This window comes from Streptomyces abikoensis, from assembly GCF_014648775.1.
In the GTDB taxonomy this organism is placed as follows: Bacteria; Actinomycetota; Actinomycetes; order Streptomycetales; family Streptomycetaceae; genus Streptomyces; species Streptomyces abikoensis.
In genome coordinates this window covers 646,982-667,970 of sequence record NZ_BMRT01000001.1, presented here as the reverse complement: position 1 = coordinate 667,970, position 20,989 = coordinate 646,982, and the positions used below count along the sequence as shown (strand labels likewise).

General features: G+C 73.0%; 16 protein-coding genes. 7 read left to right on the top strand and 9 right to left on the bottom strand.

Annotated elements, in window-relative coordinates:
- Window positions 1-90 precede the first annotated feature (90 nt).
- Window positions 91-966 (top strand): Fpg/Nei family DNA glycosylase, encoded by an 876-nt coding sequence (locus IE096_RS02895; RefSeq protein WP_189448029.1) that lies wholly within the window; start codon window positions 91-93, stop codon window positions 964-966.
- A 97-nt stretch (window positions 967-1,063) separates the two neighbouring features.
- Window positions 1,064-2,347, top strand: a complete 1,284-nt coding sequence (locus tag IE096_RS02890; protein ID WP_189448027.1) for an MFS transporter — start codon at window positions 1,064-1,066, stop codon at window positions 2,345-2,347.
- Between the two features lie 5 nt (window positions 2,348-2,352).
- Here the strand turns inward: IE096_RS02890 and IE096_RS02885 are convergent, their stop codons facing one another.
- The 5 genes from IE096_RS02885 to IE096_RS02865 all read right to left on the bottom strand — a co-directional run bounded on the left by IE096_RS02885 (window position 2,353) and on the right by IE096_RS02865 (window position 11,735).
- Window positions 2,353-3,795, bottom strand: coding sequence for an amino acid permease (locus tag IE096_RS02885; protein WP_189448025.1), 1,443 nt, complete (start codon window positions 3,793-3,795; stop codon window positions 2,353-2,355).
- A 111-nt stretch (window positions 3,796-3,906) separates the two neighbouring features.
- Window positions 3,907-6,237 (bottom strand): GH92 family glycosyl hydrolase, encoded by a 2,331-nt coding sequence (locus tag IE096_RS02880; RefSeq protein ID WP_189448023.1) that lies wholly within the window; start codon window positions 6,235-6,237, stop codon window positions 3,907-3,909.
- 390 nt (window positions 6,238-6,627) lie between these two features.
- Window positions 6,628-7,647, bottom strand: coding sequence for a phosphatidylinositol-specific phospholipase C domain-containing protein (locus tag IE096_RS02875; protein ID WP_229819984.1), 1,020 nt, complete (start codon window positions 7,645-7,647; stop codon window positions 6,628-6,630).
- 83 nt (window positions 7,648-7,730) lie between these two features.
- Window positions 7,731-8,423 (bottom strand): hypothetical protein, encoded by a 693-nt coding sequence (locus tag IE096_RS02870; RefSeq protein ID WP_189448020.1) that lies wholly within the window; start codon window positions 8,421-8,423, stop codon window positions 7,731-7,733.
- Between the two features lie 126 nt (window positions 8,424-8,549).
- A complete protein-coding gene (locus IE096_RS02865; RefSeq protein WP_189448018.1) occupies window positions 8,550-11,735 on the bottom strand; it encodes a bifunctional cytochrome P450/NADPH--P450 reductase in 3,186 nt (1,061 codons plus the stop codon).
- A gap of 122 nt (window positions 11,736-11,857) precedes the next feature.
- Here IE096_RS02865 and IE096_RS02860 point away from each other — a divergent pair, with 122 nt between their 5' ends.
- Entirely contained in the window at window positions 11,858-12,511 is a 654-nt protein-coding gene (locus tag IE096_RS02860) for a PAS domain-containing protein (RefSeq protein WP_189448016.1), read from the top strand.
- Here IE096_RS02860 and IE096_RS02855 read toward each other — a convergent pair.
- The gene (locus IE096_RS02855) at window positions 12,493-13,212 is read right to left on the bottom strand and encodes a (2Fe-2S)-binding protein (RefSeq protein ID WP_189448014.1); all 720 of its coding nucleotides are present in this window, start codon (window positions 13,210-13,212) and stop codon (window positions 12,493-12,495) included. The two genes, IE096_RS02860 and IE096_RS02855, sit on opposite strands and share 19 nt — an antisense overlap.
- Window positions 13,213-13,326: 114 nt before the next feature.
- On the opposite strand from IE096_RS02855, the gene IE096_RS02850 reads away from it, so the two are divergent.
- Window positions 13,327-16,686 carry a hypothetical protein gene (locus tag IE096_RS02850; protein WP_229819872.1) on the top strand — a complete coding sequence of 1,120 codons (3,360 nt, stop codon included), beginning with the start codon at window positions 13,327-13,329 and terminating at the stop codon, window positions 16,684-16,686.
- Between the two features lie 3 nt (window positions 16,687-16,689).
- On the opposite strand, the gene IE096_RS02845 is transcribed toward IE096_RS02850, so the two are convergent.
- Window positions 16,690-18,048, bottom strand: a complete 1,359-nt coding sequence (locus IE096_RS02845; protein ID WP_189448012.1) for an NsdA family TPR-like regulatory protein — start codon at window positions 18,046-18,048, stop codon at window positions 16,690-16,692.
- A 121-nt stretch (window positions 18,049-18,169) separates the two neighbouring features.
- On the opposite strand from IE096_RS02845, the gene IE096_RS02840 reads away from it, so the two are divergent.
- From IE096_RS02840 to IE096_RS02830, 3 genes are all read left to right on the top strand, one after another.
- Entirely contained in the window at window positions 18,170-18,490 is a 321-nt protein-coding gene (locus IE096_RS02840) for a hypothetical protein (protein WP_189449721.1), read from the top strand.
- Between the two features lie 119 nt (window positions 18,491-18,609).
- Entirely contained in the window at window positions 18,610-19,374 is a 765-nt protein-coding gene (locus tag IE096_RS02835) for a lysophospholipid acyltransferase family protein (RefSeq protein ID WP_189448010.1), read from the top strand.
- 78 nt (window positions 19,375-19,452) lie between these two features.
- Entirely contained in the window at window positions 19,453-20,364 is a 912-nt protein-coding gene (locus IE096_RS02830) for a phytoene/squalene synthase family protein (RefSeq protein WP_189448008.1), read from the top strand.
- 24 nt (window positions 20,365-20,388) lie between these two features.
- On the opposite strand, the gene IE096_RS02825 is transcribed toward IE096_RS02830, so the two are convergent.
- Window positions 20,389-20,601: a dodecin gene (locus IE096_RS02825; RefSeq protein ID WP_126917008.1), complete on the bottom strand. Its 213-nt coding sequence runs from the start codon at window positions 20,599-20,601 to the stop codon at window positions 20,389-20,391.
- Window positions 20,602-20,633: 32 nt separating this feature from the next.
- Window positions 20,634-20,963: an ArsR/SmtB family transcription factor gene (locus tag IE096_RS02820; RefSeq protein WP_189448006.1), complete on the bottom strand. Its 330-nt coding sequence runs from the start codon at window positions 20,961-20,963 to the stop codon at window positions 20,634-20,636.
- Between the last annotated feature and the right edge of the window lie 26 nt (window positions 20,964-20,989).

Genomic DNA, 20,989 nt, shown 5'->3' with positions numbered 1-20,989 from the left:
CCTCCCAGCGGTAGCTGGGGGAGGGTGGGCACAAACCGCCCACCGGCCCGCACTCGGCGACGAAACGCCCGCCAAGTGCAAACTGGACCCATGCCGGAGCTCCCCGAGGTAGAGGCCCTGACGGGCTTCCTCACCGACCGCCTCGTCGGCCGCACGATCGAGCGGATCCTCCCCGCCGCGGTGAGCGTCCTCAAGACGTACGACCCGCCACCGTCCGCCCTGGAGGGCCGCGAGGTCACCGCCGTGCGCCGGTACGGCAAGTTCCTCGCCCTGGCCACCGGCGAGAACGAAGGCGGCGGCCCCCACCTCGTCTTCCACCTCGCCCGCGCCGGCTGGCTCCGCTGGCACGACACGCTCCCCGCCACCCCGCCGCGCCCCGGCAAGGGCCCGCTGGCCCTGCGCGTCCGGCTGGCCGACGGCGCGGGCTTCGACCTCACCGAGGCGGGCACCCACAAACGGCTCGCCGTGTACTGCGTCCACGCCCCCGAGGACGTACCCGGCGTCGCCCGGCTCGGCCCCGACCCGCTCGTGCCCGGCTTCACCCCCGACGTCCTCACCGGGCTGCTGCGCGGCGAGCGCCGGCAGATCAAGGGCGTCCTGCGGGACCAGAGCGTCATCGCCGGCATCGGCAACGCCTACTCCGACGAGATCCTCCACGCCGCCCGCATGTCCCCGTTCAAACTCGCCGCCTCCCTGACGGACGACGAGCGCGCCACGCTCTACGAGGCCCTGGAGACCACCCTGCGCGAGGCCGTCGAGCGCTCGCGCGGCCACGTCGCCGCCGACCTGAAGGCGGAGAAGAAGACGGGCCTGCGGGTGCACGGCCGCACCGGGCAGCCCTGCCCGGTCTGCGGGGACACCATCCGCGAGGTTTCGTATCGCGACTCGTCGCTCCAGTACTGCCCCACCTGCCAGACCGGCGGCAAACCGCTGGCCGACCGGCGGCTGTCCCGGCTGCTGAAGTGACACTCACCCTTCACATGTGATGACTTCTCCTGTGATCGAGTGATCTGTCGCCCGAAGGCGGCTCCGCTCCTGCCCGCGCCTCCTACGGTGACGACACATGGAGTACGCGCGGCTCTTGCGACAGCGCCCCGTGCTGGTCCTGTGGCTGGCGCGCAGCCTGTCCATGCTGGCGGACCGGCTGTACGCGATGGCGGTGCTGTGGAGCGTGTGGGCGGGCACCGGGTCCGCCTCGCTCACCGGGCTCGTGGCCCTCCTGGAGTCGCTGCCCTACGTCGTCCTCGGCGTCGTGGGCCGGCGCGTCGTCGCCCGTTTCGCCTCCTACGGAGCGCTGGGCGCCGTCGACGCCCTGCGCGCGGGCGTCGCCGTGGCCCTGCCCCTCGCCTGGTCGCCCGACGCCCGGGGCACGGCCGTCGTGCTGGGCGGTGTGTTCGTCCTCGGCGTGCTCGGGGCGCTCTTCGACCCGAACTTCGAGGCGCTGGTGCCCGGCCTCGGGCGGGCCGGGCAGGTCCAGTCGCTCACCGGGCTGTTCGACCTCACCAGCCGCGTCGCCCGGATCACCGGCCACGCCTGCGCGGGCGCGCTGCTGCTGGTGGTCTCTAAGAGCGAGCTCTTCACGTGCGTGGGAGCCGCGTTCGCCGTCTCGGCGGCGGCCCTGGCCGGCCTGGCCCGGCGCCTGCCCCCGCCTCCCCGGGCCGCCTCCGCCACACGGGTCCCCGCCGTGCGCGTCACCGCGCTGGTACGGGAACGGCCCGACATCGGCCTGGCCATCGGTGTGCACGGCACCCTGCCGCTGTGCGTCGCCGCGACGACGATCGGGCTGCCCGCGCTGCTCGCCGACGGACACGACACCCGCGCGGGCGCCTACGGCCTGATCACCGCCGTCTCCGGGATCGGCGCGCTCATCGGCAACCCGGTCGCCGGCGGCCTGCGGCCGCGCGCCTGGCTCGCCGTCTGCTGCGCCGCCTGGGCGGTCGACGGCCTGGCGACCGCCGCCATGGCGGCGGCGGGCTCCGACCTCGTCCTGGGCTCGCTGTGCCTGCTGTCGGGACTGGCCGTGCCCGTCGGGACCGTCACCATGCGGGCCCGCCTGGGGACGTACCCGCCGGCGGAACGGCTGCGGCTGATGGCCGTCGAACACACCGCCACACGGGTGGGAACCGTGGCCGCGATACTCGTCCTCCCGCCGCTCGTCGACGCCTCCCCGGCGGGCGCGTTCCTCACGGCCGGCACGGTGGTGGCCCTGCTCACGGGGGCGGTCGGCGGTCCCGCCCTGGTCGGCAGCGCCCCGAAGGGGCGCGGGACAGTGCCGATGTGCGGCTACCGCCGCGTGGGCGCGACCAGCCACGACGCACCGTCGGATGACGTACCGGACCTCCGGTAGAGCGCTCAGTCCTGCGGGATCCCGCGCGCGTCGGCGTGCGCCAGCTCCGAGTGGCGGTACGAGTACGTGAAGTACACCACCAGCCCGATCACGAACCACACCGCGAACCGCACCCACGTCTGCCACGCCAGATAGGTGATCAGCCAGATCGACGCCGCCACCCCGATCCCCGGCACCACCGGCACCCACGGGCAGCGGAAGGAGCGCGGCAGCTCCGGCCGCTTGTAGCGGAGCACGATCACCGCCGTGCACACCACCGCGAAGGCCAGCAGGATGCCGATGTTGGTGAGCTCCGCCGCCTCGCCGATCGGGACCAGCCCCGCGATCAGCGCCGACGCGACGCCCACGATCCACGTCACCCGCGTCGGCACGTGCCGCGTCGGGTGGGTGTGCGCGAACCACTTCGGCAGCAGCCCGTCCCGGCTCATCGCGAACCAGACCCGGGTGACTCCCAGCATGAACGTGAACATCACCGTGAGGATGCCGATGATCGCGCCCACCGCGATCACGTCCGCGATCCCCGACAGCCCCACCGACTTGAAGGCCGTGGAGAAACCGCTCGCCTTGTCGATGTCCTTGTAGTTCTGCATGCCCGTCAGCACCAGGCAGGCCAGCACGTACAGCACCATCGAGATCGCCAGCGAGTACATGATCGCCTTCGGCATGTGGCGCTGCGCGTCCTTGGACTCCTCGGCCGCCGTCGACATCGCGTCATAGCCGAAGACCGCGAAGAAGACCGTGGCCGCGCCCGTGAACGCGCCGCCCAGCCCGAACGGGAAGAACGGGTGGTAGTTGGAGGTCTTGATGTGCATGAAGCCCACCGCGATCACCAGCAGCACCACGATGATCTTCAGGCCCACCACCACGGTCTCGAACCGGGCCGCGTTCTTGATGCCCATCGTCAGCAGATAGGCGATCAGCAGGCACAGCACCATCGCGAACAGGTCCACCCGGTGCCCGTGCCCCGTCCCCGGCGCCCCCAGCATCCACGCCGGCAGCTGGGCGTTCGCCTCCCCGAGCAGGAAGTTGATGTACCCCGAGATGCCGATGGCCACGACCGCCACGATCGCCGTGTACTCCAGCAGCAGGTCCCAGCCGATGAACCAGCCGCCCAGCTCGCCCAGGACCGCGTAACCGTACGTGTACGCCGAGCCCGCCCGGGGGATGAGCCCCGCGAACTCCGCGTACGAGAACGCCGCCGCCGCGCTCGCGATACCCGCGATCAGGAACGACACCAGCACGGCCGGGCCCGCCACACCGTTGGCGATGGTGCCCGCCAGACTGAAGATGCCCGCGCCGATGATGCCGCCCACGCCGATCGCGGTCAGCTGCCACAGCCCCAGACTGCGCGCCAGCCGCTCGCCGTGCGCCTCCGCTTCCTCCGCCTCCTCGATCGTCTCGATCGGCTTGCGGCGCAGCACGCCACGCCCCATCCCGAGCCCGGCCATAGCCTCGTCCTCTCGTCGGCCCGGGGGCGGCTCGCCCTCGGGCGAATCGCCGTCATCATGGCGCGGGCGCGGGTGCCGACGGAAGCCGCCGCCCCGTACCGGCCCCGGGGATCAGCCGATGGCGGGCGGCACCGCCGCGGCGCCGGTCCCCCAGTCGCCGGGCCGCGGCCCGACCCGGAAGTCCAGCCGCTCGCCCTCGCGGATCGCCCGCGTCGTCACATACGTCCGGTCGTACGCCTCCCCGTCCAGCCGCACCGAGCGGACGTACCGGTCCGTGCGCGAGGTGCCCGGCGCGCTCACCGTGAACCGGCCGCGCGGGTAGAAGCGCCGGTCCAGCCGCAGGTCCACCCGCTCGAACACCGGGGTGCTGAGGCCCCACACGTCCGCCCCCGGCTGCACCGGGTACACCCCGATGGCCGACAGCACCATCCACGCCGACATCGTCCCCAGGTCGTCGTTGCCCGTCATGCCGTCCGGGGTGTCCGTGAAGAGCGTCAGCGCCGCGTGCACCACGTCCGTCGTCTTCCACGGCCGCCCGGTCGACAGGTACGTGTACGGCGCGATGAGGTCCGGCTCGTTCTGCGGGTTGTACTTGTCGGCGTTGTAGTAGTCGTACGGGCCGTTCACCCACACCTCGCGGGCGGTGCGCGCCGGGTCCGTCAGCAGCCTGTCGTAGGCGAAGAAGGAATCCAGGCGGTGGTCCGCCTGGTCCTTGCCGCCGATCAGCTCCACCAGCCCCGGCAGGTCCTGCGGCACCAGCCACTGGTACTGCCACGCCGTGCCCTCGTGGAACCCCGGGCTCTTCGCCGGGTCGGCCGACCCCGCGAACGCGCCGTCGGCGCCGCGCGGCCGGAAGAAGCCCGTTTGTTTGTCGTAGAGGTTGCGGTAGTCGCGGGAGCGGGCCGTGTAGCGGCGCGCGTCCTCGCGGTGGCCCAGGTCCCGCGCCATCCTGGCCAGCGTGCCGTCGGCCAGCGCGTACTCCAGCGTCGCCGAGGCGCCCTCGTGGAAGTCCGAGTCGCCCGGCTTGCTCCGCTGCCGGTCGGGCAGGTACGGCACGTAACCGTTCCTCAGGTACTGGGCGTTTCCCTCCCTGCCGACCCCCGGGTTCCCCGGCGGAGGCACCCCGTCCGCGTTCCGCTTGAGCGCGCGGTACGCCTCCTCCTCGTGGCCTGCCAGCAGGCCGTGGTGGAAGGCGTTGGTGAGGTACGGCGTCACCGGGTCACCGGTCATGATGTTCGTCTCGACCGTCCCGTAGCCCCACTTCGGCAGCCAGCCGCCCTCCGCGTCGACGCGCAGTACGGACAGGGCCATGTCCCTCGCCTCGCGCGGGGCGAGGAGGGCCAGGAGCTGGGCCTGGGTGCGGTACGTGTCCCACAGCGACCAGTTCTGGTAGTAGGTGAAGCCGCGGGCGCGGTGGGTCTTCTGGTCCCAGCCGGTGTAGCGGCCGTCGACGTCGCTGCCGATGTTGGGGGAGAGGAAGGAGCGGTAGAGGGACGAGTAGAACGTGCGGCGTAGTGTGCGGCTTCCGCCCTGTACGTCGATGTCCCGCAGTCGTCTTTCCCACGCCTCCTGCGCCGCGTCCGCCGTGCGGTCGAAGTCGTCCTCCTCCGCGCGCAGGTTGCGCTCCGCGCCCGCCGCGTCCACGTAGCTGATCGCCGTGGTCGCCTCCACCTCGCGGTCGTCCGTGGTGTCGAAACGCACCCAGGCGCCGTTGCGGCCGGTGGCGGCGGAGGAGGAGCGCGAGTTCTTCGTCACCCGGTCGTCCTTCCAGGTGCCGTAGGCGTGGAAGGGGCGGTCGAAGCGGGTGATCGTGTACACGGTGTACGGGCGGGTGTCCTGGCAGAAGCCGCGGCCGGTGATGGTGGTGCGGACGGTGCGGTTGTCGACGACCTGGACGGAGCTGGAGACCGGCCGGTGCAGCGACTGGCCCGCGTTGAACAGGACGTTCGCCTGCTCGGTGGCGGGGAACGTGTAGCGCTGGCGTCCGGTGCGGGCGGTGGCCGTCAGCTCGGCGGTGATCCCGCCGTCGCCGCCGTGCGGGCCGAGGCGCACCCGGTAGTAGCCCGGGCGGGCGGTTTCGTTCTTGTGGCTGAACTCGGCGGCGTAGCGGGCGTTGTCCGTCTGGGTGACCTCGCCGGTGGTCGGCAGTACGGGGAGGTCGCCGCCGATGCGGCAGCCGACACCGGAGAGGTGGACGGTGCTGAAGCCGCGGATGTGGTGGTCCTTGTAGTCGTAGCCGGTGTTGTGGCCGGTGTCGGGGGAGAGCTGGACCATGCCGAAGGGGATGGCGGCGCCGGGGAAGGTGTTGCCTTCGTTCTCGGTGCCGATGAAGGGGTTGACGAGGCTGGTGAGGTCGCCGTCGGGGGCGGTCGCCTCTGCCGGCGTTCCGGCACCCAGCATCGCCGTCAAGGCGAGCACCGCCACTCTCCTGCGACGTGTCATGCGCCTGAGGCTCGCGTGGGCGCGTGGGGGAGTCAAGGACGCGGGACAGGCTGATCGGGTGATGTGGGTCGGGGGCGGGGTGGGGCGGACGGGCCCTTCCGGGGCTGAGCTCTTCGCGGTGCCTGCCACTTTGGTACGGGTTGCCCCGTACTTGGCTCCAGCGGCGAAGAGCTCCTTACGCCCCTACCAGGGCCCGTCCACCCCACCCCGCCCCCTCACACCGTTTGTGGGCAGGCGTTCCGCAGGGCGGAACGGGTGGGCACAAACCCACCCACCACCCCGCACCCGGCCCACCCGGCCCGCCCCCTCGCCTGGGGAACCCGTGCCGGGCAATCGGGCGGGCGGGTGGGGTAGAACCCGCGCCGAAGGCGCGGAAAACCCCGGCGGCGGTCAGCCGCGCGACACCACCGTCGACAAGACGCCCGGCAGCGGATACCAATCCGCCGTGGCGAAACTCGCATGCGCCCGCGCCACGAGCGAAACCCGCTCGCGCGCCTGCGCCTCCGTCGGCCGGGTGATGTCGATCGCCGGAGGAACCTTGTGCGCGTCGGTCATTACGACGAGGTAGTGACGACGGTCGTACCACCCCGTATCGATCCCGCCGTTCACATACGTCGCCGCGTCCCCGTCGAAGAGGACGAACCAAGGCCGGATCGACGCCTCGGCGTACCGCGTCCGAGGGTCGCCCGCCACCGCCCCGTGCACCGCCGGGAACGCTGCGGCCGACCCGATCCGCCCGGCGGCGGCGAGGTCGCGCAGGTGCGTGGCGTACTCGCGGTCCGTCCACAGCCGGTCCGCCGGGTTGCCCTCCTCGACCGTGCCGGGGATGAGCTCGACGATGAACTTGCCCGCGAGCGCCGAGCGCGCGGGCCAGCCGCCGGCCTGGACGGCCTCGTCGAGGTTCGCGTGCTTGCCGAGCAGGTCGCCCGGCCGGTAGAGGGCGTCGCCGAGCTTCGCCGTCAGCAGCGCGTCGAGCTCGGCCGGTCCGCGTCCGCTGTTGGCGTTGAAGCCGTCCTTCATCTCGACCTTGAGCAGCACCGGCCGGTGGTCCGGGTGGGCGTCGTGCCAGGCGCGGATGTCGGCGAGACAGCCGGACAGCGGCTGGTTGCGGGAGCCCGTGCGGAGCCGGGCGGCGGAGGTGGCGCCCTCGCAGTTGTTGTCGTTCGCGACCGGGTTGGCGTGGGAGACGCGGAAGGCGCGACCGCCGAAGCCGTTGGACCACACGTCCAGTTCGAGGAGGGCGGCCCCGGAGTCGAGGGCGTCGGCGAAGTAGGGGTACTTGGCCTTCTCGTAGGCGTTGTGCACGCCCACCGACGTGGTGGCCGCGTACGACGCCGAGGGCTCCGCGGCGGCCGCGTCCGTCGCCGCCGCCGGTATCGCCAGGAGCGCCGCCGTCACGGACGCGATCATTCCGCTGCGTATGGTCATTTTCCGTTCGTCCCCGTCCATGTGCCGATGTGAACGGTCGGTAGGCTACGGCACCTGACGTGGAGTCACTTGGTCGGCTCGGTGGGGGCCGCGTCGCCGGGCAGCAGGTGCTGCGGGACGGACCGGAAGGACCAGACGCCACCCCGCCGGGTCAGCACCCAGACCAGGTCGAACCGGTCCGGCCAGGACTTCGGCACCCCGGGCGCGCCGGCCGCGCCCAGCCCCTTGACGATGTCCGCGATCCTGGAGTGCTCCCAGCAGATGAGGACGGGGCTCGGCGACGTCAGCGCGGCGGCGGCCAGCTTCGCCTCCTCCGTCTCGGAGAAGGAGGTGTTGACCGGCAGGCTGAACTCCTCCGACAGCGGGGTGACGGTCTGCCGCATGCGGTGGGAGCCCGCGTTGGGGCCGTAGTCGGCGGCGGCGAAGATGGTGGAGGGGCGGGGCAGTCCGGCCTGTCCGGAGGCACCCGTCGCGGGTGCGAACAGCTTCGGGAGGGCCCCGGCCCGTTCCCAGCCGCGCCGCGTCAGCGACTTCTTGTCCGGCTCGCCGTGCTCGTCCATCCCGCGCGTGCTGCCGCGCGGCTTCTCCCCATGCCGGATGATCATGATGGTGGTGTCGGGGCCGGACCGGGCGGCCGGGGGCGGCTCGGAGGCTTTCGCCTGCGGTGACGAGTCGTTTCCGCAGCCCGTCACCGGCAGCAGGGCCGCGCCGGCCAGGACGGCCAGTGCCCTGCGGCGGCCAATGCTTGTCCTGCTCACCGATTCCCCTGTCCCCCGTGAAGCCGCTGTCCGGCCGCGTGCGTCGCCCGGCTCAGGCCGCAGCGTAGCCGCTGCGGCCCTGCCGCGTCGCCGGTCGGTTCGGGGCGGGATGGAGGTGCGCGGGGCTCACCCCGCCGCGTACACGTCCTCGACGTACCGGCCCGCGTCCGTCAGTTCGCGCAGCCACGCGTCGGCGGCCCGGGCGTCCGCGCCCGTCCGGCGGGCGCAGAGGTCGCGCAGCGCGGCCCGGACGCCCGGCGCCATGCGGGCGCCGTCACCGCAGACGTACACCCGCGCCCCCGCCTCCAGCAGCGACCACACCTCGTCGCCCTCGGCGGCGAGCCGGTGCTGCACGTACGGGCCGCTCTCCTCCGGGCGTTCGCTGAACGCCGGGCGTACGGAGACGACCCCCGCGTCCTCGGCGGCGTGGAGCTCGGCCGAGTGGAGGAAGTCCGCCTCCGGGGCGTCACAGCCGAAGTAGAGCAGCGCCGGGGCGAGTTCGGTGCCCGCCGCCGCGAGGGCGGTACGGTCGGCGATCGCCCCCCGGAAGGGAGCCAGGCCCGTTCCGGCAGCGACCATCACCACCGGAGTACGGGTGTCCATCGGGATTCGGAATGCCTCACGGCACGGCTGGACGCGGGCCAGCACCGTGTCGCCCGGCCGCAGCGCGGCCAGGTGACCGGAACCTGTTCCCTTGAAGACGCCCCGGCCCGAGCGCGCCGGGGCCTCCAGCACGGACACCATCAGGTCGGCGTGCCGGGCGTCCACGGCGGGGGAGGAGGAGATGGAGTACGTGCGCGGCCGCAGCGGCGGCAGGAGCTCCGGCAGGGCCGCCGCGCCCAGGACGCCGCGCAGGGCGGGGTGGTCCTCGATCAGCTCCAGCGTCGAGCGCGGGTCGTCGGCGGTGACTGCCTTGAGCGAAGTCCGCTCGGGCGGGCAGGGGTTGCGCTCCGCCAGCACCGCCAGCTGGCGAGGTGTGGGGCGCTGCGCCAGTTCCAGGTGGTGGGTGAGGAGTTCGCGCACGGTCAGCGGCCGGTCGACGGGGAGGGTGTCGCGGCCCGCGCGGCGCGGGCGCAGCGACACGACCGTGTCGAGGTCCGCGCCGAAGAGCGCGGCGGCGCGGGCGACGAGGGACGCGTCGTTGGCGGGCAGCACGGCCAGGTGGTCGGCGGTGCGGTACGTGACCCCTTCCGGCAGCGCCAGCCGCAGGAAACGCTTGGTGCGCGGGTGGGCCGGGTCGGTGAGCCCGTACGCCTCGGTGACGGTCATCGGCACCATGCCGTGGCGCTCGGCCAGGGCGGTCAGCGGGCCGCCGGAGATCTCCGTGACCTCGTAGGTGGGGCCGTCGGCGGCCTGGGGTGCGGCCGTCCCCGCGCTCTCCGGGTCGCCGTGGTGGTCCAGGAGCGTCCGGAACAGCGCGCGGGTGAAGTCCGCCACGGCGCCGGTGAGATCACCGGACGCGTCGGCCTCGGCGCGCGGCAGCAGCCGGGTGCCGCCGAGCGCGGCCAGCCGCTCGTCGAGGAGGGTGGGAACGCGCTGATAGGTGGCGGCCCAGTTGCGGTCGCCGACGCCCAGGACGGCGTAGTGGACGCCGTCTGCGGCCCCGGCGTCGGTTGTGTGTTCGGCCCACTCCATGAAGCGGGCCGCGTCGTCCGTCGGCCGGCCGTTGTACGACGCGGCGACGAGCACCACCGGCGAGTCCGTGGGCAGCGCCCCCGCACGCTCGTCGAGCGGCGCGGCGGACGCGTCGAAGCCCAGCCGCGTCGCCTCGTCGGCGAGGTCCTGGGCCAGCTCGCGGCACGTGCCGTAGTTGGAGCCGTGGAGGATCAGGAGCCCCGTGCCGGCGCGGGCCCGGGTGGGCCCGCCCTCGCCCTTCTCCGCCCGGACGGTCTCCGTGCGCGCCGAGGTCGGCAGCGCCGCCCGGTTCACGGCCCGGTCGGCGGACGTACGGCGGGCGAGAGTGAGGGTGAAGGCGTCCGGCTTGAGGGTGAGGGTCTCCTTGACCCGCAGCCGGTACCCGGCGGAGTCGACGAACCGGTAGCGGTGGATCAGCATCCCCAGCAGCATCGTCGCCTCGTGCAGCGCGAACTGCCGCCCGATGCACGCCCGCTCCCCGGTGCCGAACGGCTTGTACGCGTGCGGCGAGCGGGCCGCCTCCACGGCCGGGTCGAAACGCGTGGGGTCGAACAGCTCCGGGTTGTCACCCCACACCGGGTCCCGGTGCAGCATCGGTGTGAGCACGGCGACGCCCTCCCCGGCCCGCAGCGGGTACCGGCCGCCGAGCAGCGTGTCCTGACGGGCCTCCCGCGTGAACGCGGCCGCCGTCGGCCACAGCCGCAGCGCCTCCAGCAGCACCTGCCGGGTCCAGCGCAGCCGCCCGACGTCCTCGAACGTCGGCTCGGGATCCTCGGCGTCGCCCCACAGCTCGTCCGTCTCCCGCTGCGCCAGCCGCAGCGATACCGGGTCCTTGAGCAGGTGGTAGAGCGCGAAGGACAGGGCACCGGACGTCGTCTCGTGCCCCGCGATGAGGAACGTGATGACCTGGTTGCGGATGTTGGCGGCGTCGAGCGTGGTCCCGTCGGACGGGTGCGGGGCACCCAGCATCAGCCCCAGCAGATCGTCGGTACGGGTGTCGCCGGAGGCCGTACGGGCGGCGATGACGTCGTCGACGACGCCCGCCAGGAACGCCGCGTCCCCCCGGAACGCCACGTCCTCGGCGGTGAAGTCCACGTCGGGGTCCCGGCCCAGCTTGTTCATCGCCCAGTCCAGGCAGCGCACCATCGCCCCGACGAAGGGGTGCGGCTCGGGGCGGGCGAACGACTCGAAGTCGTAGCCGAACCCCGCCAGCCCGATGGTGTCGAGCGTCATCCGCGTCATGTCCTCGGGCACGTCGACAGGGGTGCCCGAGGACAGGTGGCCGTCCCACGCCTCGATCAGCCGGCGGGCCACGCGCAGCATCGCCGGGTGGTAGGCGCGCATCGAGCCCAGGGCGAAGGCGGGCATCAGGATGTCGTGCGCCTTCGTCCAGTTCGCCTCGTGGTTGTAGGCGGTGAACAGCCCGTCGGCGGTGAACTCCCGGACGTTCTCCAGCGCCGGGCCCACGGACTTGGTGAACCGCTGCTCGTCCGCCAGCTCGGAGACCAGGTCGAGGGAGGTGACGAAGAGGCGGTCCGCGCCGTGCAGCCGCCGGGTGAATATCGGCCCGTGGCGGCGGGCCAGGCGCATGACCTGCTGAAGAGGGGTGTCGGAGGCCCCGACGGACGTGATGTCGATCAGGGGGACGGCGGAGGTGATGAGAGACGTCGCTGTCATGACTTCAGGGTCACCTCCCCGGACCGAACCGTCGGTACGTTTCACTGCATGATTGTGCAGTGACTCGTGGCGTGTCGCTCTTGCGCCGGCCGCGGGCGCCGTACGAACGAGGGGGAACGGAAATGGTGGACAGCGCGGAGCACGAGGCGTACTTCACCTGGCGCAACTACTTCATGATGCTGTTGGACCGGCTGCCCGTCCCCATCGCCATCTGCCGCGCGAACGGCGAGGTGACCGCCGTCAACCCGGCCATGGCGGCCGAGTGGGGCCTGGCCCCCGGGCAGGTGCGCGGCCGCAACCTCCTGGACCTCTTCCGTCCCAGCGACACGGCCGCCCCCCAGCTCGACCGGCTCACCGAGGCGCTGCGCCTGGGCCGCCGGTCCCGCTACGCCATCGACGTGCGCTGGACGGCGGGCGGACAGGACACCCCCCGCGAGGGCGAGCTCGTGGTCGAACCGGTCGGGGACGCCTCCCCGACGTATCCGGCGCTGCTGACCGTGCTGCACGTTCGGTCAGCGGAAACCTCGACGCCGTCCGGCCCGGCGATGGAGGTGAGCGCTGTGGAAGCGCGGATTCTGGAGCTCGCCGCCGCCGGGGCCACAACGGCGGCCATCGGCAAGGCGGTCGGGCTGACCGTCGACGGTGTCAACTACCACCTCACCCGCCTCAGCCGCCGCTGGCGGGTGCCCAACCGTACGGCGCTGGTGGCCAAGGCGTACGTCCTCGGCGTGCTCGCCCCGGGGCAGTGGCCCCCGGCTCAGCGCCGGGCGGAGTGACGGGCTGAGTGACGCGGCGGGTGGCGTAGTACGCAGTCGCCGCACATGCCGCCGCCGGGCACGCGGTAGTAGAGGCAGCAGGTACGGCGGATGAAGGTGGTGTGGGTGGGAGTGGTGCTCAGCTCGCCGGTGTCGCGCAGGAGCGGGTCGGTGAACAGCGCGCGGGTGAGGGCGATGGCGCGGGCGGCGTCCTCGGGCCGGTGACGGCTGAGCAGCCAGGAGTGGAGGACGCGCAGGGAGCCCGCGAGGGACGAGCCCGCGTTGCCCCAGAGGAGGGGGGAGGAGATGGGGGTGACAGCGCGGACGTGGTCGTGGAGTGGGACCAGCAGGCCGTGCAGGACCGTTGAGCCGAGGTGCTCGCCGGGCAGCGCTACGGGTGTCGGCAGCCACAGGTCGTCGGGCGCGGTACGGGAGGGCTCCCAGCGGAGGCCGCCTGCCGCGAGGTCGGGGACCTCGCCCGTCAGCACGGCGGAGCCCAGGCCGATCGACAACAGCCGCCCGGCGATGCCCTGGAACGCGATCGACGCGGCGACGCGTGTGTCGTCCGTGCCGAGCCGCTCCCCGACGACGGCGATGCGCCGCCGGACGGTCTCCTCGTGGAGGAGGGGGAGGCCGCCCTCGCCGGTACGGTCGGTGCGGCCGGTACTGTCGGTGCGGAGGGCGAAGAACGGACCCACGTCGGCGAGCTCGTCGAGGCGCATGGGCCGGGCGGGTCCTTCGGTCGTGCGTACGGGGATCATCGCACCCTACCGCTCGTGCCGCCTTTGTCCGGCCGCTCTTTGGCGATCCGGGCGGGAACGACGAGAATCGGCCACGTGATCGAGAACCCCGCCCCCGCGCTCGCCGACGCGCTCCTCACCGCCGTCGCCCCCCTGCCCTTCCCCAAGCGGGCGCGTCACATCGCCCTGTGGGCCCGCGAGCTCGGCGCGCGCGGGGAACTGGGCGCCGCGCTGGCCGAACTGTCGGGGCGCGGGACGTACGAACGGGGCGTCGCGGCCATGGCCGCGACAGCCGGCCGTGACGTCACCTGGCTGCGGGCCCGGCTGACCGACCCCGATCCGGCCGTCCGAGGCCACTCCGTCACCGCCGTCCGGCGGGGGCTGATCCCCGATGCCGCCGTCGTGGCGGCGCTGGACGACGCTCCCCTGGCCGTCCGCCGCGAGATCGTCCGGGCCGTCGTCGCGGGCCGTCGCACGGCCGTCGCGGAGGCACTCGTCCGGCCGGTCCGCGAGCGCTGGGGCGACGCCGAGGCGGCGAAGCTGCTGCCGGCCTGCGGGCACGCCACCGTCGCGGAGCTGCTCCCCGCCCTCTTCCACACCGCCGTCCCCTGGAGCAGGCTCGCCGACCGCCACCCCGACGCCGTCCTCCACGAGGCGGAACGCCGGCTCACGGAACTGTCCGAGGACCACCGCAGGAGGTGGTGGCAGGCATACGGGTTCATCGTGGCGGCCACCATCGACACCCGGCCCTCGAAGGTGCTCGACCTGCTGGAACGGCTGTGCCCGGGCACGCTGCCCGAACGCGTCCACCAGCGGCTCGGCCGGCTGGCCGCCGCCGACCCGGACGCCACCCTCCGGCTCCTGACGGCACCGGGCCGCGAGGACAGGGAGCTCCACGGCCTGAAGCCGTGCGTGCTGCGGCTGTTCGTACGCCACCGGCCGCCCGGCTTCGACGCGTTCGCCCGGGTGATGGGCCGTGACGACCGCGTCCTCGCACGGCTGCTGAAGATGATGGCGCCGTCGCGGCGTGCCGAGTGCTACGACCTCGCGATGGACGGGCGGAGCACGAGCCATGCCGCCCTGGCACACGGCATCCTCGACGTGCTGCCCCGGGCCCGCCGCCACGCCGAGGCCCGGCGCATGGCCGAGCAGGCCCGCGAGTACGGCGGCAGCTGGCAGACGATCCTGTCGGCCGTGGCACACCTGCCGGTGACGGAGGCCCGCCCCGAACTGCTGTCCGCCACCCGCCGCTCCGAACCCACCGAGCGCGCCTACGCCTACAAGCTGCTCGTGCGCAACGCGGCCCTCACCCGCGACCCCACCGCCGTCACGGAACTCCTCGCCGGCCTGGACCGGCTGCGCAACGAGCAGCAGCCGGTACGCTCCGCCGTCCTGGCCGCGCTCGCCGAGCTCCGGCCCGGGCTGTTCGCAGGCGAAGCGGCTCCCCACCTGGAGCGCCTCACCACCGACACCGTCGAGGCCCGGGACTTCTCCTGGCCCGAAAGCCACGCCCTGCGCACCCTGGCCCGCGCCCTGCTGCGCGAGCAGGTCGGCCGGGACGACGAGCCGACGGGCTGGGCGCTGCGCACCCTGGCCCGGCTGAGGGGCGCCGTGCCCTCGCGCGAGGACCTGCGCCCCGGCCAGGAGCACGAGGTCTTCGCCGCGCTGCGCCCCTCCCTCGAAGCCGCCGCCGACAGGGCCGACTTCACGGAGACCATCCAGCTCGCCGACTCCCTCCAGGAGCTCGGCCACGGCATACCCGGGCTGCAGGCCCTGCTGCGGCGCGCGATCGAACACGGCACCCCCGACGACGGACAGCAGGCCGCCGCCCTTTGGCTGGACGACCCCCGCACCCGGGACGCCCGCCTCACCGAGCTGCTCGCACTCGAACCGTCCGCCGCCACGCTCTTCCCCGTGCAGCGGACGCTCGTGCGCCGCCGCACCGATCTGCTGGACGCCCTGCTGGGCGACAGGCCCCCGTACGGACGGTTCCTGATCGAGGGCAGCCACTGGCTCCCGCCCGTCTGCCGGGACACCGCGTGCTGGACGCCGCGCCAGCAGGCCGCCGCCGCGCGGCTGCTGGAGCGCGCGGTGGCCGACGACGGCCTCACGACCCACCAGCGCGTCTACGCGCTCCGGCTGGCAGCGTGGATCCCCGGACACGGCACCGAACTGCTGCTGCGTTACGCCGACAACAGCGACGTGCCGCTCGCCGAGGCCGCCCTCGCGGCCCTCGCCCGCACGGACACCCCGGGGCCGCATCTGCGGCTGCTGCTCTCCCACGCCGGCGGGGACCGCGCCCGGGTCGCGATCCCCGCCGCCTCCCGCGCCAGCCGGTTCGTCGCCCCCTCCACCCTGGCGGGAGAGCTGGGGCGACTGCTCACCAGCACGAGCGGAACCAAGGTGACCAGCAGGAAGGAAGCCGCCCGGCTCGCCGCCACCGCGCTGCCCGCGCCGGAGGCGGTCGCACTCCTGGCCGAGGCGTGCGCGCTCCCCGACCAGCACCACGACGTGCGGGCCGCGTGCGTGGCGGTAGCGAAGAGTCTGCTCGCGCACGAAGACGCCTGGGCGCTGCTGGAGACGGCGGCGGCCGGGCGGAGCGAACTCCGCAAGGCCGTCCTGGCGAGCCGGCCCCACGAACTGCCCGAGCACCACCGGCCCCGCTACGCCGCCCTCGTACGGGCCGCGTGCGACACCGACGACCCCGAGGTCGCGCGCCTCGGATACCCGGCGCTCGGCACCTGGTCGCCCTGGTCCCCGGACGCCGCGCGTGTTCTGGAGGCCGCCGTCACCGACCTGGAGAACCGGGCGAGCTGGCGCCAGGCCGCCGACGCGCTGTGCGACCTCGTCGCCCTGGCACCCTCCGGCTCCCCGGACGCCGCCCCGCTCCTCCGTACCCTCACGGCCCTGGCCGAGGCCGACGCCCTGCCCGGCACCCCGGACGCGGAGCCCGACCGCGACCGTCCCGCCCGCCGGCGCGTCCGGCACCTGATCGCGAGCCTGGCGGCCAGGAGCACCTGGCAGCCCCGTGCCGTACGGCAAGCGGCGCCGGCGGTCGCCGAACTCCTCCACCGGCTGGAGGACTACGGGCCCGAGGCGGCCGACCTCCTCACCCGGACCCTCGACCCGCACGCGGCCCCCGAGGCGCTGACCCTGCAACTCGAACACCTCGCCCGGTGCCACGACGGCAGGCCCGCACTCGCCGCCCGTACGGCCGCCTCGCTCAGCCAGCGCCTGGGCACGCGCACCGGCGACGAGACACTCGCCCACGCGGCCCGCGCCCTGACCGCCGCCGGGAGCCACGCCGCCGGCCTGTTCGCGGTCGCCCTCACCACGATGGGAGGCCGCCGCACCCACTGGTCGGCCCCCTGGCGCGACCAACTCCGGGCCCTGCGCCGCCACGCCCACCCCGACGTACGCGACGAGGCGCTCGCCACGGCGACGGCGGAGGAGTGACGGTCACGCGCTGAGCGTGGCCGGTACGACGGACCGGGCACGCTCGTGGAGTTGGCGGGCGTGGGGGTTCTTGAGGTGGGGACGGATGCGCGTGAACATCTCCGTCATGCGCTCGTCGCACTGGCCCGACTGCACCAGCGGATAGATGTCCAGTGCCCTGCCCCAGGTGTCGCACGCGGCTTCCAGATGCCCGATCTGGCACTGCCGCTCGGCGAGCATGGCGAGGTAGCGGACGCGATTGCGCCACAGAGAATGGTGGCGCAGCCGGTCGGACTCCTCCAACGCCTCGATGGACCCGCGCAGGTCGCCGAGTTCGTAACGGACTTGGCCGACGTGGTAGGTGAGCGACGACGGGTTGTAGGAACCGAAAGTCGTCGCCTGCGACTCGGCCTTGTCCATGGCGATTTCCGCTTCCTTGAGATACATCAGCGCGGTGCTGCGATCCCCCAACTGCGCGGCGGAGTGCGCCTGCTGCCCGGCGAGGAACGCCCGCATACGCGGCCCGGCCTGCGGGGACGCCGCCGCGGCGGCATCGGCCAGCCGCATGGCGTGCGGCCCGTGCCCCAGATCGACGGCCTGGACGCTCATCCCCCGCAGCGTCGTGCAGAACGTCAGGTGGTCCTGGGAGGCACCGGCCAGATGCAGCGCCTTGAGGTAGTACTGCTGCGCTAGACCGTGAAGTCCTTCATCGACGGCCATATATCCCGTGAGATAACAGAGGTCGGAAGCGGCGGACATCATCGCTCTGCGCACGGATTCGGGCCCGTCGGCCTTGAGATAGGGCGCGACTGTATTCACGAGGAACGCCGCTGCCATCGGGCGCGCGTGCCGCCCGCCGAACTGGTCGTCCAGCTCCGAGACGCGCTCGGTCATGGCGATGACCATCTGCACATCGGGCATTCCGATGCGGCCGATCGTTCCGCGCTGCGCGGCCTCCATCCGCCCCACCACGTCCGGCCAGCCCGGCACCGTCAAGGCCACCGAAAAGAGGCTGTAGCCGAGCACGCTCCGCCGCGACGGGTCCATGTCCTGTCGGCCGAGGTCGACGAGCCCCTCGACCGTGCCCCCACCGGGGGCCCCGTCCGGCGGGGCCGGAAAACCCGCCTCCGCGTACGTCACCGGACGGTTCAGGCGCCGGGACAGCGCCTCCAGGATCAGCGGGCGGACCTCCTCCTTCGGGACGTAGCCCCTCAGCCACTGGTGGACCGAGGGCTCCTGGTACCTGAGCGGGGTGCCGCGCTCCGTCCCTATGCGGTTCACCTCGCGGGCGAACTGCCGCAGCGTCCACGTGGTCTCGCGGTACAGCCGCTCCAGACCCGTATTCGGCACTCGGTTCGTCAAGGCACTCAACTCCTCGCCCATGGCCCCCGTTTAAAGGGTTTAAGTCCGGCCACCGTGGCCCACAGTACCGCCGCCCACTGACAACCGGTTGCCTGGAGTGCAGGAAAGATCACCGAACGCGACAGGAATCGAGGGCTTGGCCATGGCTTTCCGCATCGGCGACATCGTCGTGGACGCGCGCACCGGCAAGATCGGTCAGCTGATGGGGCGTGAGGGGCCGGACGTCCAACTCCGGCCCGTTCGCGGGGGGCTCGAGTGGGACTGCCCGAAGGAGGCGATCCGGGCTCCCGAGCCCACCGAGCTCCTCGCCCGCCCCGCCGGGCCGCCCGCGCCGCGCTGCGCCGTCTGCGCCGCCATCAAGGACCAGCGGCGCGAGGCGGAGGCGCAAGGGGACGCGCGGAGCATGGGTGACGCAGCCGCCCGCATGGGCGTCCATCAGCGGCAGGCGCACGCGCACGAGTGACCGCCCCTACCGCTGGTATCACCGAGAGTGGCCGAATAGTCACTCTCCACATGATCCCCGCAGCCGACTACTGTGCGTCGGCGCGGGGGTCAGGTCGGCTCGGACAAGGGGCTTGCTGCGTGTTCTACTACTTCTTCAAGAACGTGGTGTTGATACCGCTGTTGAGGTGGGTCTTCCGGCCGAAGGTCGAGGGCCTCCACCACCTGCCGGCGCACGGGTCGGCCATCATCGCGGGAAACCATCTCTCCTTCTCCGACCACTTCCTGATGCCGGTGATGGTGAAGCGCCGGATCCGGTTTCTCGGGAAGATGGAGTACTTCACCGGTCGTGGCGTCAAGGGCAAGCTCATTGCCGCGTTCTTCCGGGGCATCGGGGCGATCCCCGTCGACCGCTCCGGCAAGGAGGCGGCGCAGGCGGCGCTCGACACGGGCCTCGGCGTGCTGGGCTCCGGCGAGTTGCTCGGCATCTACCCCGAAGGGACGCGCTCGCACGACGGGCGGCTGTACAAGGGCAAGGTGGGGGTGGCGGCGATGGCGCTGAAGTCGGGGGCGCCCGTCATTCCGTGCGCGATGATCGGCACGTTCGAGGCCCAGCCGACGGGGAAACTGCTGCCGCGCGTCGTCCCCATCACCATTCGCTTCGGGGAGCCGCTGGACTTCTCGCGGTACGCGGGCATGGAGGACCACCGGGCCGTGCTGCGGGCCGTCACGGACGAGATCATGTACGCGATCTGGCGGCTGTCCGAGCAGGAGTACGTGGACACCTACGCGTCGGAGGCCAAGGCGGCCCTGCGGTCGGTGGACGGCGGCGCGCGTCCGGCGGCCGTCGTCGCGGGGCCGAGCAGCCGCGAGCAGGCGTCCGTCGGCCGCTCGGCGGCGGCCTGAGCCCCGGCCCGGGAGGGCGTTCCGCGGGAGGCGGTTAGGCTCGGCTGTCATCGCCGTCTCCCGGAGAGAACGATCAGCATGCACACGTGGGGCAGGACGCTCACCCTCGCAGGCATCCATGACCCACGTCTGCGTGACGACTACACCCGCCAGCGGAAACTCGTGGCGGGCTACAAGCGGAACGCCTACATCGCCGTACGGCTGTTGCTGCCCCCCGAGCTCGTTCCGCACGTCATCGCCGCAACGGCTTTCATGCACCACACCGATCTGCTCGCCGAGGGGAGTGCCACCGAGCCGGCGGGCGGTGACGACCGGTTCACGGTCTGGGAGAAGGAAGTGCGCGACGGGCTGGCTGTCGGTGACAGCACTCACCCCGTGCTCCGCCCGTTGCTGCACACCGCCTCCGTCCATCCCGGCCTGCGCGAGCACACCGAGCGGTTCCTCGCCGGGGCGCCGATGGACAGGGACTTCGCGGGGTTCGCGGACGAGGCGGGCTATCAGCGATACGTCGACGGGTACTCGCTTCCGGCCTTCATGCTCGTGGCATGCCTCGTCCTCTCGGCCGACGCCGACCCCGAGGAGAGCCGTGCGCTGTGCCGCTCCTACATCGACGGCAGCCAGCGTCTGGATTTCGTCAACGACCTCTGCGAGGACCTCGGGGACGGCCGGCTCACCCTTCCCGGGGAGATCCTCAAGCGGTACGGGGTCTCCCGCTCGGATCTGGAGCGGAAGCGGGACACCCCGCACTCCCGCGCCCTGCTCCGGGATCTCCTGGAGCAGAGCCGCCGGGACCTTCTCGCCAGCCGTTCGCTGCCGGAGCTGGCGCCGCCCGCTCACCGTGCCTTCGTCCGGGCCTTCGTCGCGCTGGAGCTCCTCACGAACGAGGCGGCGCTGGCGAAGGGCGGCCTGGTCCTGCGCGAATCGGCCGGCCCGTCTCCGCGCGCGGCTCTGGGCGTCCTGCTCCGCGAGTACCGGCGGCGCGGTCGCTGACGGGGGCCGGGGCGGACCGGTGCGTCAGGTGTCCTCCAGCCGGAAGCCCAGCTTGATCCCGACCTGGTAGTGCGCGATCGCGCCGTTCTCGAGGTGGCCGCGGACCTCGGTCACCTCGAACCAGTCGAGTTCCCGGAGGGTCTGCGAGGCGCGGCTGATCCCGTTGCGGATCGCCGCGTCCACGCTCTCCGGCGAGGAGCCGACGATCTCGGTCACCCGGTAGGTGTGGTTGCCCATGCCCCCACCGTGCCCCAGCGGCGGCGCGGGCGCTAAGCGGGTGGGCCATCGGAGGCACGCGGCGGGGACGCGGCCAGGATCGTGGCGAGGAGGCCCGGGAAGCGCTCGTCGAGCTCCGCGCGGCGCAGCTCCACGACCTTGGTCCGCCCCTCGCGGCGCTCGCGGGTGACGCCCGATTCCCGCAGCACGCGCCAGTGGTGGGTGGCGGTGGCCTTGGTGACGGACACGGGCAGGCTGCCACAGGTGCGCGGCTGGGTGGAGGCCGCGAGCTCGCGGACGATGAACAGCCGTACGGGGTTGCCGAGGGCGGCCAGGACGTCTTCGACCGGGATCAGGTCGAGGTCGGGGTGGTAGCTGACCATGCCGCGATTGTACGAGAGATTTCGTA